23 protein-coding genes and 2 pseudogenes are annotated in these 25,488 nt (G+C 69.9%); 12 read left to right on the top strand and 13 right to left on the bottom strand.

The window, feature by feature from the left end:
- Position 1 precedes the first annotated feature (1 nt).
- The gene (locus B9D87_RS16620; protein ID WP_052002533.1) at positions 2-1,441 is read left to right on the top strand and encodes a hydrogenase large subunit; all 1,440 of its coding nucleotides are present in this window, start codon (positions 2-4) and stop codon (positions 1,439-1,441) included.
- 19 nt (positions 1,442-1,460) lie between these two features.
- Here B9D87_RS16620 and B9D87_RS16615 read toward each other — a convergent pair whose 3' ends face one another.
- Positions 1,461-2,372, bottom strand: a complete 912-nt coding sequence (locus tag B9D87_RS16615) for an HhH-GPD family protein (protein ID WP_007772341.1) — start codon at positions 2,370-2,372, stop codon at positions 1,461-1,463.
- On the opposite strand from B9D87_RS16615, the gene B9D87_RS16610 reads away from it, so the two are divergent.
- Together B9D87_RS16610 and B9D87_RS16605 are read left to right on the top strand one after the other, a co-directional pair.
- Complete coding sequence (locus B9D87_RS16610; protein WP_007772342.1) at positions 2,371-2,988, top strand: carbonic anhydrase; 618 nt, start codon at positions 2,371-2,373, stop codon at positions 2,986-2,988. The two genes, B9D87_RS16615 and B9D87_RS16610, sit on opposite strands and share 2 nt — an antisense overlap.
- Positions 2,989-3,112: 124 nt before the next feature.
- Positions 3,113-3,921: pseudogene (locus B9D87_RS16605) on the top strand (hypothetical protein).
- A 33-nt stretch (positions 3,922-3,954) separates the two neighbouring features.
- Here the strand turns inward: B9D87_RS16605 and disA are convergent.
- From disA to B9D87_RS16590, 3 genes are read right to left on the bottom strand one after another with little or no spacing between them, the layout of a single operon-like run.
- Positions 3,955-5,028 carry a DNA integrity scanning diadenylate cyclase DisA gene (disA, locus tag B9D87_RS16600; protein WP_007772344.1) on the bottom strand — a complete coding sequence of 358 codons (1,074 nt, stop codon included), beginning with the start codon at positions 5,026-5,028 and terminating at the stop codon, positions 3,955-3,957.
- A gap of 27 nt (positions 5,029-5,055) precedes the next feature.
- Positions 5,056-6,471 (bottom strand): DNA repair protein RadA, encoded by a 1,416-nt coding sequence (radA, locus tag B9D87_RS16595; RefSeq protein ID WP_040630642.1) that lies wholly within the window; start codon positions 6,469-6,471, stop codon positions 5,056-5,058.
- A 49-nt stretch (positions 6,472-6,520) separates the two neighbouring features.
- Complete coding sequence (locus tag B9D87_RS16590; RefSeq protein ID WP_007772346.1) at positions 6,521-7,081, bottom strand: copper chaperone PCu(A)C domain-containing protein; 561 nt, start codon at positions 7,079-7,081, stop codon at positions 6,521-6,523.
- A 300-nt stretch (positions 7,082-7,381) separates the two neighbouring features.
- On the opposite strand from B9D87_RS16590, the gene carD reads away from it, so the two are divergent.
- The 6 genes and pseudogenes from carD (at position 7,382) to B9D87_RS16560 (ending at position 12,479) form a co-directional block, all read left to right on the top strand.
- Positions 7,382-7,870 carry an RNA polymerase-binding transcription factor CarD gene (gene carD, locus B9D87_RS16585; protein WP_003419482.1) on the top strand — a complete coding sequence of 163 codons (489 nt, stop codon included), beginning with the start codon at positions 7,382-7,384 and terminating at the stop codon, positions 7,868-7,870.
- Positions 7,871-7,886: 16 nt separating this feature from the next.
- On the top strand, positions 7,887-8,600 hold the full coding sequence (gene ispD / locus B9D87_RS16580; protein WP_007772361.1) for a 2-C-methyl-D-erythritol 4-phosphate cytidylyltransferase: 714 nt from the start codon (positions 7,887-7,889) through the stop codon (positions 8,598-8,600).
- Positions 8,597-9,085: a 2-C-methyl-D-erythritol 2,4-cyclodiphosphate synthase gene (gene ispF, locus B9D87_RS16575; RefSeq protein WP_007772362.1), complete on the top strand. Its 489-nt coding sequence runs from the start codon at positions 8,597-8,599 to the stop codon at positions 9,083-9,085. Before ispD ends, ispF begins: the two co-directional genes overlap by 4 nt.
- A 49-nt stretch (positions 9,086-9,134) precedes the next feature.
- Positions 9,135-10,553, top strand: coding sequence for a cysteine--tRNA ligase (gene cysS / locus B9D87_RS16570; protein WP_007772363.1), 1,419 nt, complete (start codon positions 9,135-9,137; stop codon positions 10,551-10,553).
- Positions 10,554-11,484, top strand: a pseudogene (rlmB, locus tag B9D87_RS16565) (23S rRNA (guanosine(2251)-2'-O)-methyltransferase RlmB).
- 41 nt (positions 11,485-11,525) lie between these two features.
- Entirely contained in the window at positions 11,526-12,479 is a 954-nt protein-coding gene (locus B9D87_RS16560; protein ID WP_052002534.1) for a glycerophosphodiester phosphodiesterase, read from the top strand.
- Between the two features lie 286 nt (positions 12,480-12,765).
- Here the strand turns inward: B9D87_RS16560 and B9D87_RS16555 are convergent, their stop codons facing one another.
- Entirely contained in the window at positions 12,766-14,007 is a 1,242-nt protein-coding gene (locus B9D87_RS16555) for an SLC13 family permease (protein WP_007772366.1), read from the bottom strand.
- Between the two features lie 213 nt (positions 14,008-14,220).
- On the opposite strand from B9D87_RS16555, the gene B9D87_RS16550 reads away from it, so the two are divergent.
- Positions 14,221-15,546 carry an MFS transporter gene (locus B9D87_RS16550; protein ID WP_052002526.1) on the top strand — a complete coding sequence of 442 codons (1,326 nt, stop codon included), beginning with the start codon at positions 14,221-14,223 and terminating at the stop codon, positions 15,544-15,546.
- On the opposite strand, the gene B9D87_RS16545 is transcribed toward B9D87_RS16550, so the two are convergent.
- Genes B9D87_RS16545 through B9D87_RS16520 form a run of 6 tightly spaced genes read right to left on the bottom strand, consistent with a single transcriptional unit; the run spans position 15,448 to position 20,535 of the window.
- Positions 15,448-16,365, bottom strand: a complete 918-nt coding sequence (locus tag B9D87_RS16545; RefSeq protein ID WP_007772369.1) for an MBL fold metallo-hydrolase — start codon at positions 16,363-16,365, stop codon at positions 15,448-15,450. The genes B9D87_RS16550 and B9D87_RS16545 overlap by 99 nt on opposite strands.
- On the bottom strand, positions 16,365-17,123 hold the full coding sequence (locus B9D87_RS16540; protein WP_007772370.1) for a LamB/YcsF family protein: 759 nt from the start codon (positions 17,121-17,123) through the stop codon (positions 16,365-16,367). Before B9D87_RS16540 ends, B9D87_RS16545 begins: the two co-directional genes overlap by 1 nt.
- Positions 17,124-17,182: 59 nt before the next feature.
- Positions 17,183-17,893: a sensor domain-containing protein gene (locus B9D87_RS16535; RefSeq protein ID WP_007772374.1), complete on the bottom strand. Its 711-nt coding sequence runs from the start codon at positions 17,891-17,893 to the stop codon at positions 17,183-17,185.
- Between the two features lie 34 nt (positions 17,894-17,927).
- Complete coding sequence (locus B9D87_RS16530) at positions 17,928-18,788, bottom strand: metal ABC transporter permease (protein WP_007772376.1); 861 nt, start codon at positions 18,786-18,788, stop codon at positions 17,928-17,930.
- The gene (locus tag B9D87_RS16525) at positions 18,788-19,603 is read right to left on the bottom strand and encodes a metal ABC transporter ATP-binding protein (RefSeq protein ID WP_007772378.1); all 816 of its coding nucleotides are present in this window, start codon (positions 19,601-19,603) and stop codon (positions 18,788-18,790) included. The genes B9D87_RS16530 and B9D87_RS16525 overlap by 1 nt, the downstream gene beginning before the upstream one ends.
- Complete coding sequence (locus tag B9D87_RS16520; RefSeq protein WP_007772380.1) at positions 19,600-20,535, bottom strand: metal ABC transporter solute-binding protein, Zn/Mn family; 936 nt, start codon at positions 20,533-20,535, stop codon at positions 19,600-19,602. Before B9D87_RS16520 ends, B9D87_RS16525 begins: the two co-directional genes overlap by 4 nt.
- 128 nt (positions 20,536-20,663) lie before the next feature.
- Here B9D87_RS16520 and B9D87_RS16515 point away from each other — a divergent pair, with 128 nt between their 5' ends.
- A complete protein-coding gene (locus B9D87_RS16515) occupies positions 20,664-21,752 on the top strand; it encodes an Rv3575c family transcriptional regulator (protein WP_007772381.1) in 1,089 nt (362 codons plus the stop codon).
- Between the two features lie 11 nt (positions 21,753-21,763).
- On the opposite strand, the gene kstR is transcribed toward B9D87_RS16515, so the two are convergent.
- On the bottom strand, positions 21,764-22,363 hold the full coding sequence (gene kstR, locus B9D87_RS16510) for a cholesterol catabolism transcriptional regulator KstR (RefSeq protein ID WP_007772383.1): 600 nt from the start codon (positions 22,361-22,363) through the stop codon (positions 21,764-21,766).
- Between the two features lie 343 nt (positions 22,364-22,706).
- Here kstR and B9D87_RS16505 point away from each other — a divergent pair, with 343 nt between their 5' ends.
- Positions 22,707-24,857, top strand: coding sequence for an acyl-CoA dehydrogenase family protein (locus B9D87_RS16505; RefSeq protein ID WP_007772384.1), 2,151 nt, complete (start codon positions 22,707-22,709; stop codon positions 24,855-24,857).
- Between the two features lie 81 nt (positions 24,858-24,938).
- On the opposite strand, the gene B9D87_RS16500 is transcribed toward B9D87_RS16505, so the two are convergent.
- Positions 24,939-25,472: a hypothetical protein gene (locus tag B9D87_RS16500; protein ID WP_007772385.1), complete on the bottom strand. Its 534-nt coding sequence runs from the start codon at positions 25,470-25,472 to the stop codon at positions 24,939-24,941.
- Positions 25,473-25,488: the final 16 nt, after the last annotated feature.

The following is a 25,488-nucleotide window of genomic DNA, read 5'->3' as shown; positions in this document are numbered from 1 at the left end:
TATGTCAGAACAGTTGCTGGGCAACGGGTTCCGCCTGGCACTGGTGGCAGCGCATGACGACGACAGCGTTCTGCGACTGGTCTACTTGTTTCTCGCCGGCGCGCCGGACCGTCGCGTCGAACTGGAATGCGTTGTGCCCAACGGTGACCCTGCGGTGCGTTCGCTGGCTCACCTGTCGTTCCCGGCCAGCCGGTTCGAGCGCGAGATGGCGGATTTGTACGGGATCTCACCGGTCGGACATCCCAAGCCGCGGCGCCTGGTGCGGCATGCGCACTGGCCCGAGGAGTGGCACCCCATGCGCGCGGCCGCGGGCCCGCCGCCGGAATTCGAGGGCGTCGGCGACCTCCGGGCGCATTTCCCGTTCGTCACCGTCGAGGGACCGGGGATCTATGAAATCCCGGTGGGCCCCGTGCACGCGGGACTGATCGAGCCGGGCCACTTCCGCTTCTCGGTCGCCGGCGAAACCGTCGTGCGGCTCAAGGCCCGGCTCTGGTTCGTGCACCGCGGCATGGAAAAGCTGTTCGAGGGCCGCCCGGCCGACGACGCCGTCGAGCTGGCCGAACGGATCAGCGGTGACACGTCGGCGGCGCACGCGCTCGCCCACAGCCTTGCCGTCGAGGACGCGCTCGGCGTGCAGGTTCCCGACGAGGCGCACCGGCTGCGGTCGTTGCTCGTCGAGCTGGAGCGCCTGTACAACCACGTCACCGACCTGGGCGCGCTGGCCAACGACGTCGGATTCTCGCTGGCCAACGCGCACGCGCAACGCGTTCGGGAGCGACTGCTGCGGCTCAACGCGTCGGTCACCGGGCACCGGCTGCTGCGCGACGCCATCCGCCCCGGTGCGGTAACGCTGAAGGCGCTGCCCGACGTCGCCGCGCTGCGCGCCATTGCGGCCGATGTCGCCGAGCTGGCCGAACTGACCCTGCGCAACTCCGTCGTGTACGACCGATTCGCCGGCACCGCCGTGCTGACCCGCGAAGACGCTCGCGCACTCGGCTGTCTGGGATACGTGGCGCGGGCGAGCGGGGTGCACACCGATGCCCGGCTCGAGCACCCCACCACCGTGCTGCCCGTCAGTGTGAGCGGTGCGGATGCGGGTGACGTGCTGGCGCGCTACACGGTGCGGTGCCAAGAATTCGCGGCGTCCACCGATCTTGCCTGTCATCTGGTCGAATCACACTGTGGCCCAATCGAATACGTGTTGACGATGCCGACGCCACAGCGGAAGCGCAGCGGGATCGGCATCGTCGAGGGTTGGCGCGGCACCATCGTTCATCGGGTGGAAACCGACGCGGCCAACCGCCTCACCCGCGCGAAAATCGTCGACCCGTCGTGGTTCAACTGGCCCGCGTTGCCGGTCGCGATGGCCGACACCATCGTCCCCGATTTCCCGTTGGCCAACAAAAGCTTCAACCAGTCCTATGCCGGCAACGATCTTTGAGGACCTTTGAGCCCGGCCGTTACTCCTCGCCCGCCAACGCGAACCGGCCGTCGCGGGTCTGCGTCACCAAGCCGTCGGCCAGCAGCGAATACAGCGCGCGGTCGCGCTGCGCCGTGTCGGTCAGCCAGGCCGCATCCAGCTCGGCGCGGGTCACCGGAGAGTCGTTGGCGCGCAACACATCCATCAGGCGCCCGCGGACCTGGCGGTCGGTCCCGGCATAGGTCTGAACGCGGCGGGCCGGGCCCTGCGCGGGCGGATGGCCGGCGTCCCGCCAGGCGCACCGGTCCAGCGGGCACAGCCCGCAGCGCGGCGCGCGCGCCGTGCAGACCGTAGCGCCCAGTTCCATCAGCGCGATGGAGAACTTCGGCGCCGTTTCGTCGGCGGGCAGCAGCGCCGACACGTCGGCGTGGTCGCGGGTCGCCGACGGCGCGCCCGCGTCGGCCAGGCCGTGCACCACGCGCGCCACCACCCGGCGCACGTTGGTGTCCACCACCGGTACCGACTGGCCGTAGGCGAAGCAGGCGATGGCGCGGGCGGTGTAGCTGCCGACGCCGGGCAGCGTCAGCAGGGTGTCGACGTCGTCGGGCACAACGTCGCCGTGATCGCGCGCGATCACGGTGGCGCACTCGTGCAGCCGCTTGGCCCGGCGCGGATAGCCGAGCTTGCCCCAGGCGCGCAGCACGTCCGCGGCGCTGGCCGCGGCCGTCGCCGACGGGGTCGGCCAGCGCCGCACCCAATCCGTCCAGATCGGCAGCACCCGCGACACCGGCGTCTGCTGCAGCATGAATTCGCTGACCAGGATCTGCCAGGCGCTCACCCCGGGCTCGCGCCACGGCAGATCGCGGCGCGAACTTTCGTACCAGTGAACAAGATTGGTGACTGATATGAATTCGGGGCCCGCAACCGGCGGATGCGGCATGATGTCAGCCATGCCTAACACCAGTCCGGTAACCGCGTGGAAGTCACTCAAAGAGGGTAACGAGCGATTCGTCGCCGGTAAGCCGCAGCATCCCAGCCAAAGTGTTGAGCATCGAGCGCGCCTGGCCGGAGGTCAGAGCCCCACCGCGGTCGTGTTCGGCTGCGCCGACAGCCGAGTGGCCGCCGAGCTGATCTTCGATCAGGGTCTGGGTGACATGTTCGTGGTGCGCACCGCCGGGCAGGCCATCGATTCGGCGGTGTTGGGTTCCATCGAGTTCGCCGTGGCGGTCCTCAGCGTGCCGCTCATCGTCGTGCTGGGTCACGACAGCTGCGGCGCCGTCAAGGCGGCGCTGGCCGCGATCGACGACGGCACGATACCGGGCGGTTTCGTGCGCGACGTGGTGGAACGCGTGGCCCCCTCGATCCTGATGGGCCGGCGCGAGGGCCTGAGCCGCGTGGACGAGTTCGAGAAGCGGCACGTCTGCGAAACGGTTGCGCAACTGACCTCTCGGTCGGCGATCATCGCCGAGCGGGTGGAGGCGGGCACCGTCGCGGTGGCGGGGGTCACCTACCACCTTGCGGACGGGCGGGCGGAGTTGTGCGATCACGCCGGGGACATCGGCGTATAGCGCCGAATACGGACCGCGTCGGGCGGCGTTTTCCGGCGCCACTACACGCCGGTCGCCCAGCAAACCTGGCGACACGCCGAGGCGGGTCAGCCGAATCGATGTGACCTGGGCCTACGCTGCGAACGTGCTCGATCTGGAACCGCGTGGCCCGCTACCCACCGAGATCTATTGGCGGCGCAGAGGCCTGGCCATTGGTATCGCGGTCGTCGTGATCGGGATCGTGGCCGCCATCGTCATCGCCTTCATGGGGCATAGCACGGGAGCCAAGCCCGCCAATGCCGACAAGGCCAGCGCCGCTGCGAACAAGCCGGGCTCGCCCGCGCCCCAAGCGCCCCGCCGCCGGGACCCGAGGGCCCCGCGCCGGCGGCGCCGCCCGCGCAGGGGCAGAACCCCGAGACTCCGACACCCACCGCCGCCGTCCAACCGCCCCCGGTGCTGAAGGAGGGCGACGACTGCCCCGATTCGACGCTGGCGGTCAAGGGGTTGACCAACGCGCCCCAGTACTTCATCGGTGACCAGCCGAAGTTCACCATGGTCGTCACCAATATCGGCCTGGTGGCCTGCAAGCGCGACGTCGGCGCCGCGGTGCTGGCGGCCTACGTCTACTCGCTGGACAACAAGCGGCTGTGGTCGAACCTGGACTGCGCCCCGTCCAACGAGACGCTGATCAAAACCTTCACCCCGGGCGAGCAGGTGACCACGGCGGTGACGTGGACGGGCATGGGCTCGGCGCCGCACTGCCCGCTGCCGCGGCCGGCGATCGGGCCGGGCACCTACAACCTCGTCGTGCAACTGGGCAATCTGCGCTCGATGCCGGTCCCGTTCGTCATGAACCAGCCGCCGCCACCCCCGGGCCCGGTGCCCGGGCCGGGTCAGCCCGGCGCCGTGCCCCAGCCGGAGGCGCCGCCGATGCCCCCGCCGCCGGCCGGCTAAGACCGAACCCGCGCAAGCGCGCCTAGCACTCACCTAGCTCAGCGAGTCGGTGATCGTCGACTCCGCCAGCTGCGACAGCCCCTCCCGCACGTGGCGGGCCCACATCGCGCCGATGCCGTCGACCGACTGCAGGTCGCTGGCGCTGGCCGCCAGCACGTTCTGCAGCGTCCCGAACGAGCGGACCAGTAGGTCGGCGTGGGCGAACTGCAGCCGCGGAATGCCGGCCAGCGCCCGGTAGCCGCGCGGGCTGACCGCAGAATCCTGCGCCTCGGTGGTGGTCGGATACCCGAAAACCTTTGCCAGGATGGTGAAGTCGAGCAGCTCGGTATCCGAGAGCGCATCCAGCTCGTCCAGCGTGGCCGTCATCTGCACCTCGGACAACGGCTCCGGGCTGGCGTGATAGTCACGCACGATCAGTTCGCGCGCGTTGTCGTTGCCGCCCAGCAGCTCGTCGAGCTGCAGCCGCAGTTGGCGCCCGTCGGTGCCGAGTTCGACGGCGTCGTTGTCGATCACTTGGCCGATGCGGCGGACCAGCTCGAGCCGCTGCACCACGGTCATGACGTCGCGCAGCGTCACGAAGTCCTCGATCTCCGCGCGCGACAGCTGCCTGCTGACCTCGTCGAGCCGGATCTTGTACCGCTCCAGGGTGGCGATGGCCTGGTTGGCCCGGGACAGGATGGTCGCCGAGTCGGCGACGACGTGGCGCTCGCCGCCGACGTAGACGGTCACGATGTTCATCGAGTGGCTCACCGAGATCACCGGGTAGCCGGTCTGGATCGCGGCCCGCTCCGCGGAGCGGTGCCGGGTTCCCGACTCGTCGGTCGCGATCGACGGGTCCGGGACCAGCTGCACGTTGGCCCGCACGATGCGGCTGCCGTCGGTGGACAGCACGACTGCGCCGTCCATCTTCGCCAGCTCGCGCAGCCGGGTCGGCGCGTAGCGCACGTCGAGGGCGAATCCGCCGTCGCAGATGGCCTCGACGGCCTCGTCGTTGCCGAGCACGATCAACGCGCCGGTGCGGCCACGCAGGATGCGTTCCAGGCCGTCGCGCAGCCCGGTGCCCGGAGCCAGGCGGGCGACGGTTTCACGCAGGGTCGGACGGGTCACAGCGTGTCATTCTTCCGGCCCGACGCGTCATGCGTCCAGCCGTCGCGGGTTTGCGGGAGCGCCGCCGCGGTGGTCGGCGATGTCGATCATGTGCTCGAGCGCCGCCACAATCGTGGGCGCGCGCAGGGCCCGCATCCCGTTCGGCACGATCTCGCGCCGTGGATCGTCCCCGTCCGGGATGAGCGCGATGCTGAAGCCCTGGCGCGCGGCTTCGGACAGGCGCCGCTCCATGCCGCTGACCCGCCGGAGGTCCCCGGCCAGTCCCACCTCGCCGATCATCACCGCCGTGGTGGGCAGCGGCAGGCCGGTCAGCGCCGACGCGAGCGCGACCGCTACCGCCAGGTCCGACGACGGATCGGTGAGCCGCATGCCGCCGACCGTGGACAGGTAGATGTCGTTGGCGCCGATGGGCAGCTTGGCGTGCTTCTCCAGCACCGCGGTGATCATCGCGGCACGGGAGTGGTCGATGCCGCTGACCGCGCGCCGCGGCGAGCCGCCCGCCGGCATGGCCAGCAGCGCCTGCACCTCGCCGATCAGCGGCCGTTTCCCGTCGAGCGTGACCGTGATCGCGGTGCCGGGAACCGGGGCCGGACGCTGATCCAGGAACAGGTTCGACGGGTCGGCGACGCCCTCGATCCCGTTGTCGTGCAACAGGAAACACCCGACCTCGTCGGCGGCCCCGAACCGGTTCTTGATCCCCCGGACCATGCGCAGCGAGCCGTTGCGGTCGCCTTCGAAGTGCAATACGACGTCCACCAGATGCTCGAGGGAACGCGGCCCGGCGATGGCGCCGTCCTTGGTGACGTGCCCGACCAGGATCAGCGCGACCGCGTTGGTTTTGGCCGCGGCGGTCAGCGCCGACGTCACCGCGCGCACCTGCGTGACGCCGCCGGCCACGCCGTCGGCCTCGGTGGTCGACATGGTCTGCACCGAGTCCACGATCACCAGCGCGGGCCTGACCGTGGCGATGTGCTCGAGCACGGTGTGCAGGTCGGACTCGGCGGCCAGATAGAGCTCGTCGCTGCCGCAGCCGATGCGGTCGGCGCGCAGCCGGATCTGGCCCGCCGATTCCTCACCGGAGATGTACAGCGCGCGGCGGCCGGATTGCGCCCAGCGGTGCGCGACCTCGAGCAGCAGCGTCGACTTGCCCACCCCCGGATCGCCGGCCAGCAGCGTGACCGAGCCGGGCACCACGCCGCCGCCGAGCACGCGGTCGAGCTCGTCTACGCCCGTCGTGCGGTGCTGGCTGGCGTTGGGCTCGATGGAGGTGATGGGCACCGCCGGGGAGGCCGCGGCCAGGCCGTTGCGGCGGCCGGCGACCGCACTGAGAACCGGGACCTCGTCAACGGTGCCCCAGGTGCCGCATTCCATGCAGCGGCCGACCCATTTCGCGGTGATGTGCCGGCATTCCGAACACCGGTATTGGGAGCGCGCAGTTGCCACGCCATGACGGTATCGAGCCGGTACGACAAGCCCGCGTCACGACAGGCGGTTACCCCGCTTGGTTTTGCTGCGGCGGTGCCAAACCGGCCGAAATCGGCACGGCGACGGTGGCCTGTCCGGCCTTCTCGAAGGTGAAGGTGAAGTTGTAGGTGAGGCCGTTGGAGATCGGCTTGGCCAGATTGACGGTCGCCTTGGCCGCGGTGGTGTCGGGCCCCACCGGGCCCGGGGCCACCTTCTGGCCTTCCGGCGTCCCGACGAACAGCGACCCGCCTGCGGGCAGCCGGGCGTCGCCGCTGACCGTCACCGTGCCGATGTCACTGGTGATGCCGACCAGCCTGTCGGGCGAATTCGGCGACAGGTTGACCGCCACCAGCACCAGGTCCACGGTCCGGCCCGGCTGCAGGTAGTCGCCGGTCTGGTTGGCCTGAATGTGGATGTTGCGCAACGCCACGTTGTTGAACGTGACCTTGTTGCCGTTGATGGCCGGCTCCTGGACCGCCATCTGCGACACCTGACCGGCTCCGCAACCGCTCAGCAGGGCGGCCAGAACGGCCATCACTGCGGCGACGGCGAGCGCGGGAAGGCCGAGGCGGATCTTGAAGCGGTTCACTCTCTCAGGCCTCCTGCTGAGCCGGTCCGACTGATGCAACTATGCACAGTAGTAGGAAGGCTCCGCGCGCGATAGCGCGGGGCGCCAGACCAGCGCGGGAGCGGCCGAATGGGCTTCCGATGGGCCTCCGATGGGCCACTGCCGGGCCGCTTCCGGGGCGTTGGTAATGTGCTGCACTGCACGACTTGATCCCCATGTCAACCCCTAATCTGCGCGTGTTGTGCCCCTGACCTGCATCGTTGCTTCGCGCGTAGCTAGGCGGCCGTGTTAGGATGAAGTAACGAAAGGGGCTCGAATCAGATGATCTTCAAGGTCGGCGACACCGTTGTTTATCCACATCACGGTGCTGCGTTAGTCGAGGCGATCGAAACCCGGACGATCAAAGGGGAGCAAAAAGAGTATCTCGTCTTGAAGGTGGCGCAGGGAGACCTGACAGTTCGAGTTCCCGCCGAGAACGCTGAGTACGTCGGTGTCCGCGACGTCGTCGGACAAGAAGGTCTGGACAAGGTTTTCCAGGTGCTGCGCGCGCCGCACACCGAAGAGCCGACGAACTGGTCGCGCCGCTACAAGGCCAATCTCGAAAAGCTTGCTTCCGGCGATGTCAACAAGGTCGCCGAGGTAGTCCGCGACCTGTGGCGCCGCGATCAGGAACGCGGCCTGTCCGCCGGCGAGAAGCGGATGCTGGCCAAGGCGCGTCAGATTCTGGTCGGTGAACTGGCGTTGGCCGAGAGCACCGACGACGCCAAGGCGGAGACCATCCTCGACGAGGTTCTGGCCGCCGCCTCCTGAAGGTCCTGATACTTCGGTGGTCCCGGAGACGGGCACCTCAGGCAAAGTAGTCGCTGTCGTCCCCGCCGCAGGGTCGGGCGAACGGCTCGCCGCAGGAATCCCCAAAGCATTCTGTTCGGTCGACGGCCGCACGCTGCTGCAGCGCGCCGTCGCGGGTTTGCTGGCTTCCGGAGCGGTCGATCACGTTGTGGTGGCGGTTCCCGCCGACCGCATCGACGAGGCCAACCGGGTGCTGGGCGGCGACGTCGGCGCCGGGCAGGCCACCGTCGTCGCCGGCGGCGCGGACCGCACCGAATCGGTCAAGCTCGCGCTGGCGGCGCTGCCGACGGCGGTGCCCGAGTTCGTGCTGGTGCACGACGCCGCCCGGGCGCTGACGCCCCCGGCGCTGATCACCCGTGTGGTGGAGGCGCTGCGGACCGGTCACGACGCCGTGGTGCCCGCGCTGCCGCTGCATGACACCATCAAGGCCGTGGACGCCAACGGGGTGGTCCTGGGGACGCCGGAGCGCGCCGGCCTGCGAGCCGTGCAGACGCCGCAGGGCTTCGCCACCGAACTGTTGCTGCGCGCCTACGGGGCGTATCGGGCCGGTGGCGGCGGCGGTTTCACCGATGACGCGTCGCTGGTCGAGCACGTCGGTGGCCAGGTCCAGGTGGTCGACGGCGATCCGCTGGCGTTCAAGATCACCACCCAGCTCGATCTGCTGCTGGCCGAGACCGTGGTACGCCGATGACCGCGCAGCCCGCGCTGCCCAGGGTCGGGCTGGGTGTCGACGTTCACCCGATCGAACCCGGGCGGCCGTGCTGGCTGCTGGGTCTGCTGTTCGCCGGCGCCGACGGTTGTGCCGGTCATTCCGACGGTGACGTGGGGGCGCACGCGCTGTGCGACGCGGTGCTCTCGGCGGCCGGGCTGGGCGACGTGGGGGCGGTGTTCGGGGTTGACGATCCGCGCTGGAAGGGCGTCAGCGGCGCCGACATGCTGCGCCATGTCGCGGATCTGGTGTCGCGCCAAGGCTTTCGGGTCGGTAACGCCGCCGTGCAGGTCATCGGCAACCGGCCGAAGGTCGGTCCGCGTCGCGACGAGGCGCAGCGGGTGCTGTCGGAATTGCTCGGCGCGCCGGTGTCGGTGTCGGCGACGACGACCGACGGGTTGGGGCTGACCGGACGCGGTGAGGGCCTCGCCGCCATCGCCACCGCGCTGGTGATCCCCGCCGGGTAAGCCCGCGCACCGCCGGGCGCCGGGGAACTACCCGGTAAGCTGGCACGTCGTGACCGATCAGGCCCGCTTGCGGCTACACGACACCGCGGCCGGTGCCGTGCGGGATTTCGTCCCGCTGCGCGAGGGTCACGTCTCCATCTACCTGTGTGGCGCCACCGTCCAGGGCCTGCCGCACATCGGCCACGTCCGCAGCGGCGTGGCCTTCGACATCCTGCGCCGGTGGCTGATCGCGCGCGGCTGCGACGTCGCGTTCATCCGCAACGTCACCGACATCGACGACAAGATTCTCAACAAGGCCGCCGCGGCGGGTCGGCCGTGGTGGGAGTGGGCGGCCACCTATGAGCGTGCCTTTTCCGCCGCCTACGACGCGCTGGACGTGCTGCCTCCGTCGGCCGAACCGCGAGCCACCGGGCACATCACCCAGATGGTCGAATTGATGGGGCGCCTGATCGAAACCGATCACGCCTATGCCGCCGGTGGCGACGTGTACTTCAACGTGCTCAGCTACCCGGAGTACGGGCAGCTGTCCGGACACAAGATCGACGACGTCCACCAGGGCGAGGGCGTGGCCACCTGCAAACGCGACCAGCGTGACTTCACGCTGTGGAAGGCCGCCAAGCCCGGCGAGCCGTCCTGGCCCACCCCGTGGGGCCGCGGGCGCCCGGGCTGGCACCTGGAATGCTCCGCGATGGCCCGCACGTACCTGGGGCCGGAATTCGACATCCATTGCGGCGGAATGGATTTGGTCTTCCCGCATCACGAGAACGAGATCGCCCAGAGCCGCGCCGCCGGCGACGGCTTCGCCCGCTACTGGCTGCACAACGGCTGGGTGACGATGGGCGGCGAGAAGATGAGCAAGTCGCTGGGCAACGTGCTGGCCATACCGGCGCTGCTGCAGCGGGTGCGGGCCGCCGAACTGCGCTACTACCTGGGCAGCGCCCATTACCGGTCGATGCTGGAATTCTCCGAGGTCGCCCTGCAGGACGCGGTGAAAGCCTATGTCGGCGTTGAGGAATTCCTGCACCGCGTGCGGGTGCGGGTCGGCGGCGTCGAGCCCGGGCAGTGGACCCAGAAGTTCGCCGACGCGCTCAACGACGACCTGGCGGTGCCCGCCGCGCTCGCCGAGGTGCACCAGTCCCGCGCCGAAGGCAACCGGGCGCTGGACTCCGGTGATCACGAAGGCGCGCTGCAACACGCCGGCGCCATCCGCGCGATGATGGGCATCCTGGGTTGCGATCCGCTCGACGAACGCTGGGAGACCCGCGACGAAACGTCGGCGGCGCTGGCCGCCGTCGACGTGCTGGTCCGGGCGGAGCTGGAGAACCGGCAGAAGGCGCGCGAGGAACGCAATTGGGCGCTCGCCGACGAGATCCGCGACCGGCTCAAGCACGCCGGGATCGAGGTCACCGATACCGCCGACGGACCGCAGTGGGAGCTTTCGGCACACGACGAAAAGCCCGACGAGTAGATGGCCGGCAACTCGCGTCGCCGTGGGGCGATCCGCAAAGAGGGCTCCAAGAAGGGCCCGACCGTGGGTTCGGGGGCCAGCGCCGCCGTGGCCTGGAAGGACGTGGGCCCACCCCGCCGGCGCACATGCGCCCAAACCATCCGGCCGCCAAGCGCGCCAAGGCCCAGAGCCGTCGGCCGGCGCGGGGCCGAACCGACGAAGCCGAGACGGTGCTGGGGCGCAACCCGGTGCTCGAATGCCTGCGGGCCGGGGTGCCGGCCACCGCGCTCTACGTGGCGCTGGGTACCGAAGCCGACGAGCGCCTCACCGAATCCGTCACTCGCGCGGCCGATTCGGGCATCTCCATCCTCGAGGTGCCGCGCACCGATCTGGACCGGATGACCGGCAATCACCTGCATCAGGGCATCGCGCTGCAGGTGCCGCCCTACGAGTACGCCCACCCCGACGACCTGGTCGCCGCCGCACTCTCCGCGCCGCCGGCGCTGCTGGTCGCGCTGGACAACATCTCCGACCCCCGCAACCTGGGCGCCATCGTCCGTTCGGTGGCGGCGTTCGGCGGCCACGGGGTGCTGATCCCGCAGCGGAGGTCGGCGTCGGTGACGGCGGTGGCCTGGCGCACCAGCGCCGGGCCGCGGCCCGCATCCCGGTGGCACGCGCCACGAATCTGAACAGGACACTGACGGATTGGGCCGCGCGCGGCCTGCGGGTGATCGGTCTGGACGCCGACGGTGACACCACGCTCGACGACATCGACGGCACCGATCCGCTGGTGGTTGTCGTGGGCTCGGAAGGCAAGGGATTGTCGCGGTTGGTGCGGCAGAACTGCGACGAGGTCGTGTCCATCCCGATGGCCGGAAACACCGAATCGCTCAACGCGTCGGTGGCCGCCGGGGTGGTGCTCGCCGAGATCACGCGTCAACGCAGGAGTTGACTCCGCTGCCCGGCCGGCCCGCGCGCCTCCTTGCCGCGCTGCTGGTGCTGCTGGCCGTCGCGCTGTACCCGACTGGCGCCGCCCGGGCCCAGGTGGCCGACTTCGACCTGCAGGCGCACCGCGGGGGGCGGGGCGAGACCACCGAGGAGTCCCTGCGCGCGTTCGCCAAGGCGCTCGAATTAGGCGTCAGCACACTGGAACTCGACGTCGTCCTGACCAAGGACGGACAACCGCTGGTGTGGCATGACCCGACGATCCGGGCGGAGAAGTGCGCCGACACCGCGCCCGCGTTCGCCGGTGACCCGCAGTTCCCCTACGTCGGCAAGCTCGTGCACGAGCTCACCCTGGCGCAGGTCGACACGCTGGACTGCGGCCGCCCGCTCGATGCGTATCCCCACGCGGAGGTGGTGCGGGGCAACAAGATAGCGACCCTGCCTCAGGTATTCGCGCTCGCCGACTCCTACCGCGCCGACGGGATCCGATACAACATCGAAACCAAGGTGGAGGCCGACCGGCCCGGCGCGTCGGCGGAGCCGCAGGAGTTCGTCGACGTGATCCTGGCCGCGGTCACCTCCGCGGGCAAGGCCGACCGGGTACAGATTCAGAGCTTCGACTGGCGCACCCTGCCGCTGGTGCGGCGCGCCGATCCGGCGATTCCGTTGGTGGCCCTCTACGACGGCCACACCTGGGCGCCGGACTCGCCGTGGCTGGCCGGCGAAAACCCCACGCTCATCGGCGATCCGCTGATCGGCGCGCGAATCGTGGGCGCCGGCATCGTCTCACCGGATTATCAAATGGTCACCGGTCAGGCGTACGTCGACAGAGCACATGCGTTGGGGCTCAAGGTGATTCCGTGGACGGTGAATGACGCCGCCGCCATGCGTCAGCAGATCGGATACGGGGTCGACGGCCTGATCACCGACTATCCGACGCTGCTGCGCGGCGTGCTCGCCGAACTGGCGATGCCGCTGCCGCCGGCCTACCGGCGGGGCTAGCGGGCGACGCTGCCGGCCAGGTCGCCGTTCTCGCGGGCCTCGGTGGCCAGGGAACTGGCCTACTAGCGCGGTGGCCTGCACACCCCGGCGTTGCACACCCCGACGGGACTGAAGTTGTCCGGCCGGCAGCGCGCCGACGTCGAACGCCGGCCTGTCCAATCGCGAGATCGCCCAGAAGCCGGTGATGTCGGTGCGCACCGTGGAGGGCCACGTGTACCGGGCCTGCCAGGGCGCGAGGAGCTGGCATCGATCATCCGGTCGGGCCCCTGCCGTGTTCGCCCGTGCGCTAGAGGCCGAGCAGCCGCGCCGAGCCCCACAGCGCCAGCACCGCGACCACCAGCGAGGCCGGCACCGTGCACACGCCGAGGCGGGTGTACTCGCCGACGCCGGCGTCGACGTCGTGCTGGCGTAACACGCGCCGCCACAACAGGTTGGACAGCGAGCCGACGTAGGTCAGGTTGGGCCCGATGTTCACCCCGATCAGCACGGCCAAAACCGCCACCGGCCCACTCGGCGCAACCAGCGGCAGCAGCACCAGCGTCGCGGGCAGGTTGTTGACGACGTTGGCCAGCACCGCGGCTATCGCGGCGATGGCGAGCAACGCCGCCAGGCCCGAACCCGATGGCAGCACCGCCGACATCGCCCGGTCCATCCCGTTGAGCATGACCGCCTGCACCACGACGCCCAGCGCCAGGACGAACACCAGAAACGACACGTTCACCGAGCGCACGATGTCGGCCACCGAGGTGTGCCGGTGGCGCAGGCTGCGCACCGCCAAAACCACGGCGCCGCACAGCGCCACCCAGGCCGGCGCGATCCCCACGGACTGCGCGACCGCGAACCCGGCCAGCGTCAGCGCGACGACCACCAGCACGAACACCGGCGGGCGCGGCGGCTCGCTCAGCTGCTCCGGGTCCGGCTGCACCCGCAGGTCCTTGGCGAAGAACCACCGGAAGATCAAATAGAGGACCACCACCGCGCCCACCCACGGAGCCGCCATCACCAGCGTGAACTTCGTGAACGAGATGTTGGCGGTGTGAAAGGCCAGCAGGTTGGTCAGGTTCGACACCGGCAGCAACAGCGAGGCGCCGTTGGCCAGATGCGCTGTGGCGTAGGCGTACGGCCGCACCCGGGTGCGCTGTCGGCGCACGGCGGCCAGCACCACCGGGGTCAGCAACACCACGGCGGCGTCCAGGCTCAGCACCGCGGTGATCACCGAGGAGATGACGAACACCCGACGCAGCAGGCCGCCCGACCCGACCCGCCCCCGCGTGATCGCCGCGCCGGCGGCCTCGAACAGGCCCTCGTCGTCGCACAGCTTGGCCAGCACCAGCACCGCACCCAGGAACGCCACCACCCCGGACAGGTCGGCGATCTGTTTGGCCGCCTGGTGAACCGAGATCGCGCCAACCGCGACCAGGATCAGGGCTGCCGGGACCGCCGCCAGCGCCTCGGGCCAACCGCCGGGCCGCGCGACGGCGAACGCCAGAACCACGGCAAGCAGCAACAGCGCAAGCGTCAGGGCCATCGCTCAGTTCGCTGCCGGAGATCGTCGGCGACGCGTCAGGGCCATAGGGGCGGTGCTCCTATCGGTGAATGCGATGACGCCAACCGCGATTGCGGATCGGATGTTACCGGTCGGCGGCCGATCCCGTGCGGCGGCGTCAACGTCGCGCGCCGAACCCCGTGCGGATCGGTTAGCGTATGGCGATCCTGCCAACCGTCGGAAAGAGCGGATTGGATGACGCAGCCAGATAATGCGGTGACGCTCCGGCGGCGAACGGCGCACGCGCTTGACCTGATGGCGTTCTCGCTGGCCGACGTTCGCGATGGCTTGGGGCCGTTCCTGTCGATATACCTTCTGGTGACCCATCATTGGGATCAGGCCTCGATCGGATTCGTCATGGCCCTCGGCGGTATCGCCGGCGTCATCGTGCAGACACCCGTCGGCGCATTGGTCGACAAGACGACCGCGAAGCGGGCGCTGGTCATTACCGGGGCCGTCGGGGTGGCCGTCGCCGCGTTGGCGATGCCGCTGCTGCCAGGCTTCTATACGATCGCATTCCTGCAGGCCGTCACCGGGATCGCCGGCTCCATCTTCAGCCCCGCGCTGGCCGCGATCACGCTCGGCATCGTGGGGCCGCGGCTGTTTTCCCGGCGGGTGGGGCGCAACGAATCGTTCAGGCACGCCGGCACCGCGTCGGCCGCCGTCGTCGCCGGCGGGCTGGCCTACTATTTTGGGCCGGTGGTGGTGTTCTGGCTGCTGGCCGTCATGGCGGTGCTCAGTGTCGTTGCGACGCTGCGTGTTCCGGGCGACGCGATTGACGACGACGTAGCGCGTGGCATGGACAAGGCAACGTCAGGACAACACCGGGGGCCGTCCGGTTTCGGGGTGCTGTTGCACAACCGGCGATTGATGATCTTCGCCGTGGTGGTCTTTGCGTTCCACCTCGCCAACGCGGCCATGCTGCCGCTGGTCGGTCAGAAGCTGGCCCTGCACAACAAGGAGGTCGGGACGGCGCTCATGTCGGCGTGCATCGTCGCGGCGCAGGTGGTGATGGTGCCGGTGGCCTACCTCGTCGGCGCCAAAACCGACAGCTGGGGACGAAAGCCGATCTTCTTGGTGGGATTCGCCGTCTTGACGGTTCGCGCATTCCTGTACCCGCTGTCGGACAATTCCTACTGGCTGGTCGGTGTGCAGTTGCTCGATGGAGTCGGGGCAGGCATATTCGGGGCCTTGTTCCCGCTGGTCGTCCAGGATGTCACGCACGGCACGGGCCGGTTCAACGTCAGCCTGGGGGCGATCACCAGCGCGTGGGGCATCGGCGCATCGCTCTCGAATTTCGTCGCAGGCGGGATCGTGGTCGCCGCGGGCTACAGCGTGGCTTTTATGTCGCTGGGTGCGATCGCCGCGCTCGGCTTCGCCCTCTACCTGATCGCGATGCCGGAAACGGCGACCGGGACCGCTTCAGGCCCAGGGGTTTTCGCGTTGCCACACCGTCGGCAGGTGCAGCGCGACACCGTCGTTGGCGGCGAGCTCGTCGAGGATCTGGACGGAAAAGTCTAAGTCGTCTCCCGCATAGGGCAAGGCGCGCAACGGCTTTGTGAGCGGTCGGAAGAAGTCGTCCCAGTGAATCAGGATCACCCGGCGCGCCCCCACCGCGCGCACGGTCTCGGTCCAATAGTCGACCAGGTATGACCGTGGCTGCAGCCCCAGTTGCCCGACGGACAGGTACACGGCGTCGGCGCGATGGCCGGCCAGGGCGCCCTTGACGAAGCCGGCACTGCCCTGGATCAACAGCCGCCTGCCAGTGGATCGGTGGTGCACCAGCGTCGACCAGGATTCCCCGCAGCGATACGCCGACGCCTTCACCGGCGGGATCACCGGTTCGTCGATGACGCCGGGAAATCGGTCGGGCGGGCAATGGTGCGATTCGATCAGGGTGACGTCATAGGCGCCCAACCGAATCGGTTCGCCGCTGACCGCGACGACGATCCGGTTCTCGGCCAGCCCGTACCCGCGCCCGACATTGGCCGCGGACCGCCCGCCGACCAACCGCGCGCCGGTGCGGTCGGCGACCAGGGCCGAGTCCAGCGCGTGGTCGATGTGCGTGTGCACGGGGATGACCGCCGCCAGGCGCGACACCTTGGCCCGCGCAAGGCATCCGTCGACGCGCGCCGGCGAGGGCGCGACCTTGCCGGTCGCGATTTTGGCCAGGCTCGGCCGGGAGAAGTAGCCGTCGGTCAGCAACGCCGACGAGCCGTCGTCGATCAGCAGGGTCGCCACGCCCATCCAGGTCACCGAGGGCGCGCCGGGCTCGGCGGCGGGCGCGTCGAACCGGTGTGCGTACCGCGCGATGTCGGGGCGCCCGAGTTTCAGCCGCATCAGCAGAAGGCCCCGATCTCGATGCCGGCCGCCGCGAGGCGGTCGCGAACGGCGGTGGCGATCCGCACCGCTCCCGGCGAATCACCGTGCACGCAAACGGATTGCGCCTGCAAGGCGATCTGCGTGCCGTCGATCGCGGTGACCCGGCCCGAGGTGACCATGGCGGCCACCCGGTCGGCGATCGCCGCCGGGTCGTGCAGCACCGCGCCCGGCTCACGGCGGGACACCAGCCGGCCGTCGGGACGATACGCCCGGTCTGCGAAAGCCTCTGCGATCGTGCGTAACTCGCGGCGGGCGGCTTCGTCGAAAAACACCGAGCCGGCCATGCCCAGCACCGGTAGCCGCGCGTCCACCAGGCGCACCGCCTCGGCCACGGCGGCGGCCTGCTCGTGATGGGTCACGATCGTGTTGTACAGCGCGCCATGCGGTTTCACGTAGGACACCGACGAGCCGGCCGCGTGCGCGATCGCCTGCAGCGCGCCGATCTGGTACACCACGTCGGCGATCAGGTCCTCGGCGGTGACGTCGATGAACCGCCTGCCGAACCCGGCCAGGTCGCGGTAGCTCACCTGCGCCCCGATGCGGACCCCGGCCGCGGCCGCCGACCGGCACACCCGCACCAGACCCGCGGGGTCGCCGGCGTGAAAACCGCACGCGACGTTGGCGCTGGTGACGATGCCGAGCATGGCGTCGTCATCACCGAGGCGCCAGACGCCGAAGCCCTCGCCCAGGTCGGCGTTGAGGTCGATACCGGCCACCCGCCCAGCTTATGGGGGAGCCGTGCGCCGGCCTAGGCGAGGAGGTTCGGCAGCCGCTGCTACTGCCTGCTGACCTTGGCCGCGATCTGCTCGGCCAGGTCGACCGCGGACCCGCCGGGCAGCAAGGAGCCGCAGGTGGCGACGTCGATGACGACGTTGTTGCGCGCGGTCAGCGCCCGCTGGCACGTCCAGCCGTCGCTGCTGTCCTGAACCTCGGACGTGCTCAGCGTGCCCCCGACCTTGTGGGCGTCGCCCACCGCCCACACGATTTCGGGCTTGCCCGTGGGACGTTCGGAGAACTTGCGATTGGCGCAGGCGAACCATCGCCGCACCGAGGCGTCGTAGAACGTGTTGGCCTTCCGCGCGGACGGGTAGGCGATCACGGCCTGGATGGCGGAGTCGTTGCGAACGGCGGGGTCGTCGAAGTTGTCGTCGAAGCGCTGGCCGCGCATCGCGGTCCACCCGGTGTCCGCGTAGACGGCCGCCTGCGCCGGCCCGTCCATTGCCAGGCAGCTCTTGTCGCTGAAAGTCGAGCTCCAGTCCCACATCTCCTGCACGCCGTAGCGCAGTCGCATCCCCGCGTCGAGCAAGGAGTTGATCTGATCCTTGTCCAGCAGCAGCCCGTCGAGGTCCGCGGCGCTCAGCGGGGTCCGGGGCACCGGGCCGGAGGTGTCCGCGGGCGACGCGCGGCCGCCGACGACGGTGGTGCAGCCGGCCGTCAGCGCGCACACCGCCGCAAGCACCAGGACTGCGATCCACCCGCGCACCACTGCCTCCGACGTGGGGCCAATGTGTGTAACCAGCTTAGGCGGCGGACTCTCGGCGGCGCCCGATCATCCAGCAGACCAGATAGATCAGGAACGAGATGCTCGCGACGAACACCGACACCGGCACTCCCGGCGCCAGCGACAGCACCAGGCCGCCGACCGCGGACACCTCGGCGAACACCACGGAGGTCACCATCGCCGCCGCCGGCGAGGCGACCACACGGGCCGCCGCGGCCGCCGGCGTGATGAGCAACGACATCACCAGCAGCGCGCCGACGATCTGCACCGCCTGGGCCGCCACCACACCGACCAGGGCCGCGAACACGATGCCCAGCGCGTACACCGGCACACCGCGGGCCGCGGCGACGTCGGGATCGACGGTGGCGAACAGCAGCGGCCGGTAGCACGTCGCCAGCACGGCGATGACGAGCAGGCAGACCAGCGCCAGCATTGTCAGTCCGGTGTAGCCGACCCCGACGATCTGGCCGGTCAGCAGGGCGAAGCTGGTCGACGTGCGGCCCGGGTAGAGATGGATGAACAACACCGCCAGGCCCAACCCGAAGGCCAGCACCACGCCGATCACCGAATCGCGCTCCCGGTCGCGCCGCCCGAGCACGCCGAACAGCGCCGCGGCCAGGGCGCTGCCGACCAGCGCGCCCACGCCCACGCCGAAGCCGACCAGCAGCGCGAAAGCGGCTCCGGTCAGCGATAATTCGCTGGAACCGTGCACGGCGAACGACATCTGCCGCATCACGATGAACGGCCCGATCAGCCCGGCCACCAGTCCCAGCAGGGCGGCGGCCACCAGCGCCTGCTGCACGAAGTCGTGGCGGAGCAGGTGGGCCGTGATGTCGAAGGAGAACAGACGGTCCAGCAGGCCGGCGAGCCGATTCCCCATCAGCAGTGCCCGTCGTCGTGCGCGCCGGCCACCACGTAGCCGTCCTTGACCTTCACCACCTGGATGTCGGATTGGTACAGCGCCGAAAGCGTCTGGCTGGTCATCACCTGCTCGACGGTGCCGATCTGGAACCGGCCGTCCACCAGATACAGCAGCCGGTCCACGTACGGCAGGATCGGGTTGAGCTCGTGGGTGACGACGATGACCGTCGTCGCGGCGTCCTGGCGGCGCCGATCGATCAGCGCCGACACCAGCTTGGCGTTCGCGGGGTCCAGGGTCAGCAGCGGCTCGTCGCACAGCAACAGCAGCGGGTCGCTGACCAGCGCCTGGGCGATGCGCACCCGCTGCAGCTCGCCGCCCGACATCATCCCGACCCGGACGTCGGCCAGATGTTCGCCGTTGACCTGGCGCAACGCCTGACCCACGGCCGCGCGCCGGCGGGCCCGATCGGCGGACCGCAGCGGGATGGCGCCCCAGCGCGGCCCGTCGATGCCCAGCCGGACCAGATCGCGCCCGCGCAGCATCACGTCGGCGTCCATCGGATGGTGTTGGGGCACATAGCCGATGCGTCCGCTGCCCGAGGTGATCGGCTTGCCGTCCACCAGCCCGGTGCCCGCGCTCAGTGCCAGCTGGCCGAGCAGGACCTTCAGCAGCGAGGTCTTGCCGCTGCCGTTCGGGCCCAGCACCGCGATGAATTCGCCGCGCGACACCGACAGGTCCAGGTGGTCCCACAGCACGCGGTCGCCGAACGACAGTCGGGCGCCGCGCAGCGAGACGGTCTCCGCGGTGTTCTCGATGCTCGGTTCGAGGCTCATGACGGCGCGGGCCGGCCCGACTGCAGCGCGGACTGCAGCTGGTTGACCGTATTGCGTTGCCAGGTCAGGTAATCCGTGCCGTCGCTCAGCGTTTCGGCCACATCGGTGACCGGCACACCCGCGTGCCGCGCGGCGTCGCGCAGGCCGTTGACCGCCGTCGTGGAGGTCTGCGGGTTGACCAGCACCGCCGCGACCTGCCGCCGGTTGACCAGGTCCAGGACCGCCGCCATGTCGGCCGGCGCGGGATCGGTCTCGTTCTCGATGGCCGCCTCGAAGGTGGGCGGGGTCCGGTTGATCAGCCCCGAAGCCTTCAGCAGGTAGAAGGCGACGGGTTCGGTCGCGATCACCGAAGTGTTGGGGTGGGTGGTCGCGATCGCGTGTTCGACGCCGGCGATGGAGTCGGCCTCGCGGCCGAACGCGGCGGCGTTGGCCCGGTAGTCGGCGCCGTTGCCCGGGTCGATCGCCGCGAGGCGGTCGGCGATGGTGGCCGCGACCGCCTTCGCGACCGTCAGGTCGTAGAAGACGTGCTCGTTGCGGGGCTGCCCGCCGTCCAGGAACGAGTAGGCGTCGACCGGCTTGGCATCGGGGTGGCGGGCCAGCACGTCGTCGACCCAGCCGTCGTATCCGCCGCCGTTGAAGACCACCAGCGGGGCGTCGGCGATCGCGGCGGCGTCCGCGGGACTGACCTCGTAGGAGTGCGGGTCGACGTCCGCCCCGCTCAGAATGGATTTGACGGTGACGTGGGAACCCGCGACGGCGCGCGCGACGCTGCCCCACACATCGGTGGAGGCGACGATGGAGATGGCGCGTGAGTGGGCGGTGCCGCCGCAGGCGGTGAGGATCGCACCGCCGGTCAACACCAGGGCGGCCGCCAGCCACCGGGTCGCGCCGGCGGTCCTGGCCTTCGCCGTTCGCTGCCGCGTCAGTGCCATCCGCACATCCGATTTCCTCCCGCCGGCGAGTCAGCCGATCCACAATACTAATGAAAATCGTTTCCATTACAAAGCCGCAAGCGGAAGCTCGTACGCGCGGGGCCCGATCCGCTGTAGCCTCACCGAACGTGAGTCCCACACCGCGCCGGCGTGCGACTCTGGCGTCGTTGGCGGACGAGCTCAACGTTTCGCGCACGACGATCTCGAATGCCTTCAATCGGCCCGATCAGCTCTCCCCGGACCTGCGGGAGCGTGTGCTCGCGACGGCCAAGCGGCTCGGATACGCCGGTCCCGACCCGGTGGCCCGATCGCTGCGCACCCGCAAGGCCGGCGCCGTCGGCCTGGTGATGGCCGAACCCCTGACCTATTTCTTCAGCGACCCGGCCGCCCGCGACTTCGTCACCGGGGTGGCGCAGTCGTGCGAGGCGCTGGGCCAGGGTCTGCTGCTGGTCGCCGTCGGGCCCAGCCGCGGCCTCAAAGACGGGACGGCCGCGGTGCTTTCGGCCGGCGTGGACGGCTTCGTGGTGTATTCGGTGTGCGACGACGATCCCTATCTGCAGGTGGTGCTGCAGCGCCGGCTGCCGGTCGTGGTGGTCGACCAACCGAAGGGGCTCGCCGGCGTCTCGCGGGTGGGCATCGACGACCGCGCCGCGATGCGCGAGCTCGCCGACTACGTGCTGGGCCTGGGGCACCGCGAGATCGGGTTGCTGACCATGCGGCTGGGCCGGGACCGGCGCCAGGGTCTGGTGGACGCCGAGCGGCTGCGCTCACCCGCGTTCGACGTGCAGCGCGAGCGCATCATCGGCGTGTGGGAGGCGATGACGGCCGCCGGCGTCGACCCCGATTCCCTGACCGTGGTGGAAAGCTACGAGCACCTGCCCGAATCCGGCGGCGCGGCCGCGAAGGTGGCCCTGGAAGCCAACCCGCGGATCACCGCGCTGATGTGCACCGCGGACATCCTGGCCCTGTCCGCCATGGATTACCTGCGGGCGCACGGCATTTACGTGCCCGGCCAGATGACCGTCACCGGATTCGACGGCGTCCCCGAGGCCATCAACCGCGGCCTGACCACGGTGTCGCAATCCAGCCTGCAGAAGGGCCGTCGGGCCGGGGAGCTGTTGCTGAAGCCGCCACGGACGGGCACGCCGGGCCTGCCGACCGTGGAACTGCTGGACACCGAGCTCGTCCGGGGCCGCACCGCCGGCCCGCCGGCGTAGCCGGTTGGAGACTAGGCCTGTTCGGTGTCGCCGATCAACAGCCGCACCGCCAGGTCCAGCCGCTTGCTGACGTCGGTGGCCGAGGCCCGCCGGGTGAGCCACGCCAGCAGGTTTGACAGCCACACGTCCGAGATCACCCGCGCGATGTGGTACTGGTCCTCGGTCGGTTCGCCGTCGGCCATCGCGCGCGCGAACATCGAATCGATGAGCTTCTCGACCTGGTCGACCTCGCTGGCCGCCGAGGCGTCGGCGAACACGTAGGCGCGCGTCATCGCCTCGGTCAGCAGGGGATTGCGCTGCATCGCCCGGTTGAGCTTGCCCACCATGAAATTGAGCCGCTGGAAGGGCGTGCCACCGGTCATCGCCGAGCGGTCCGTCTTGGCGTCGATGCGGCTGAACTCGCGGCCCAGGGCCGACACCAGCAGGTGCACCTTCGACGGGAAGTACCGGTACAGCGTCCCCACCGCGACATCGGCGCGATCGGCCACCGCCCGCATCTGAACTGCCTCGTACCCGCCCTTGGAGGCGATCGCCATGGTGGCGTCCAGGATGCGCTTGCGGCGTTCCCGCTGCGCTTCGGACCCCAATTCTGATTCCGCCAGTACCGCCACGTTTATGACCTCGCGCGGCTGCGCGTCGGACACGCGGCCCGGATTTGCGTTGGCTGGCATGTGACGGTTTGCTCCTGTTCCCGGCGGTTCGCTTGCAAACGATACGCATTCTGCGTGTGAATTTCCCACCTCCATACCGCCGCGGACAAGCGCTGTGCTGCTGTGATGGCGTTCGACTTGACGGTCGATCACTGGCACTATTAGAACACGTTCTAGTCTCGGAGAGAGCGGGTTGCACGCCAACACGTGATGGAGACATACCCGCCTGGCGGGCAGATCGCACAATCAGGACAGGGGCCCGGCCCCTTGTCACGTCGAGTCAAGGACGCGGAGGTCCTCTCAGGTGGTAGCGACCGTCACCGACGAGCAGTTTGCTGCGCGCGCCCTGGTGCGCGACTGGGCCCGCAATTCGACGTCGGGGCCGGGCGGCACCACGGCGATCCGCGACGTGGAGCAGGGTAAACCCGACGCCTGGCGGCCGGTGTACTCCCGGCTGGCCGAGCTGGGGATCTTCGGTGTCGCGATCCCGGAGGAGCTGGGCGGCGCCGGCGGCAGCATCGAAGACCTGTGCGCGATGGTGGAGGAGGCGGCGAAAGCGCTGGTTCCCGGCCCGGTGGCCACCACGGCGCTGGCCACTGTGGTTCTCTCCGAAGCGGGCTCGGATCCCGAGTTGCTGGGCGCCCTCGCCGCCGGGGAACGCTTCGCCGGGCTGGCGCTGGAAGGCGACGTCGAGTTCGACGGCACGACGTCGAAGGCGTCGGGCACGCTGCCGTTCGCACTGGGTGTGGCCGACGGGGCCGTGCTGTTGGCGCCGGCCGGCGCGAAGTGGCTGCTGATCGACACCGGCGCTGAGGGTGTGCAGATCGAGCCGCTGGCTGCCAGCGACTTCTCCCGACCGTTGGCCAGGGTGGTGCTGAGCGCGGCCCCGGCCACCGTGGTGTCGGACACCCGCACCCGCGTCGAGGAGCTGGCCGCGACGGTGCTGGCGGCCGAGGCGGCGGGCATCACCCGCTGGTCGCTGGAGACCGCCGTCGACTACGCCAAGGTCCGCGAGCAGTTCGGCAAGCCGATCGGCAGCTTCCAGGCGATCAAGCACATCTGCGCCGAGATGCTGTGCCGCGCCGAGCAGGCCGAGGTGGCCGCCGCCGACGCCGCGCGCGCCGCGGCCGAGGGCGACGAATCCCAGTTCTCCATCGCCGCGGGCCTCGCCGCGAGCACCGGCATCGCGGCCGTGAAGGCCAACGTCAAGGACTGCATCCAGGTGCTCGGCGGCATCGGCTGCACCTGGGAGCACGACGCGCACCTGTACCTGCGCCGGGCGCACGCCATCGGCCGGTTCCTGGGCGGGGCCGAGACCTGGTTGCGCCGCATCACCGCGCTGACCCAGGCTGGCGTGCGGCGCCGGCTGGGGATCGACCTGACCGAGGTCGAGGACCAGCGGGCGGAGATCGCCGCCGCGGTGGCCCGGATCGCCGAGCTGCCCGAGGACAAGCGGCAGGCGGCTCTGGCCGAGGCGGGCCTGCAGGCGCCGCACTGGCCGGCGCCCTATGGGCGCGGCGCGGGCCCGGCCGAGCAGCTGCTGATCGATCAGGAGCTGGCGGCGGCCGGGGTGGCCCGGCCTGATCTGGTGATCGGCTGGTGGGCGGCCCCCACCATCCTCGAGCACGGCACACCGGAACAGGTCGAGCGCTTCGTGCCCGGCACCACGCGCGGCGAATTCCTTTGGTGTCAGCTGTTTTCCGAGCCCGGGGCCGGCTCTGACCTGGCCTCGCTGCGCACCAAAGCGGTCCGCACCGAGGGCGGCTGGAACCTGACTGGGCAGAAGGTGTGGACGTCGGCCGCGCACAAGGCGAAGTGGGGCGTGTGCCTGGCCCGCACGGATCCCGATGCGCCGAAACATAAAGGCATCACCTACTTCCTGGTGGAGATGAGCTCCCCGGGCATCGAGATCCGTCCGCTGCGTGAGATCACCGGTGACTCGTTGTTCAACGAGGTGTTCCTGGACAACGTCTTCGTTCCCGACGAATTGGTCGTCGGGGAGGTCAACGACGGCTGGCGGCTGGCCCGTACCACCCTGGCCAACGAGCGGGTCGCGATGGCCAACGGGACGGCGCTGGGCAACCCGATGGAGGAACTGCTCGAGCTGCTCGCCGAGCTCGACCTCGACGCCGCCGCACAAGATCGGTTGGGGCGGTTGATCGTTACCGCGCAGACCGGCGCGCTGCTGGACCAGCGGATCGCTCAGCTGGCCGTCGGCGGCCAAGACCCGGGGGCGCAGTCCAGCGTGCGCAAACTCATCGGTGTCCGCTACCGCCAGGCCCTGGCCGAATTCACCATGGACTCCTCCGAGGGCGGCGGCCTGGTCGACCGCCGGGCGGACGGCGACCGCGCGGTGTTCGACTTCCTCAACACCCGTTGCCTGACCATCGCCGGCGGCACCGAGCAGATCCTGCTCACCGTCGCGGCGGAGCGGCTGCTGGGCCTGCCGCGCTAGCCGGGTAACCCTTTCGTCGAGCCTGTAACTTCGCAGGCCCTCACTCGCACTTTGTCTGCGGAGTTACAGGCTCGGCGCAATTCAGGAGAACGTCGTCACCGCGCAGGTGCTCGGCGACGTGATGTTGACCCCGGAGTAGACCACCTGGATGTGGCTGCAGGCGATGACGTTGTTGTCGGTCTTGGGCTGGCCCGTCTGCCAATCGGTGGAGTCGATGCGCCCGTTGGTCTGGTACTTCTCCGGCGGGCCCTCACCCATGTAGATGGTGGTGATCTCGTCGGAACCCATCGACTTCATCACGCGCTCGTACTGGCCGTCGGCATGCGCGTCGAGGTAGGCCAGCCGGTTCGAGGAGCGGATCTCGGTGGTTTGCCGGGCCCACAGTCCGGGCGGGAAGCCGGTCACCCCACCGGGCGTCAGCATGTCCGCCCCGGCGGTGAAGTCGCAGTGGCCGTCGGCCTTGAAGCAATTGAGGACGACGCGCGTCTCCAGTTGATTCGGTCCGTCCAGCGGGAACAGCGTGGTGGCGGTGTTGCTCGACGCCGCGCACACCGCGGCGGGCAGGAACATCGGCAGCACCGCGACGCCTGCGAATCCCCACACCAGCCGCATCATCGACGTTCCCTTCCCT

The organism is Mycobacterium colombiense CECT 3035 (assembly GCF_002105755.1).
Lineage (GTDB): Bacteria > Actinomycetota > Actinomycetes > Mycobacteriales > Mycobacteriaceae > Mycobacterium > Mycobacterium colombiense.
Note: the sequence above shows the minus strand (reverse complement) of the source record. Positions and strands in the feature narration are given on the sequence as shown.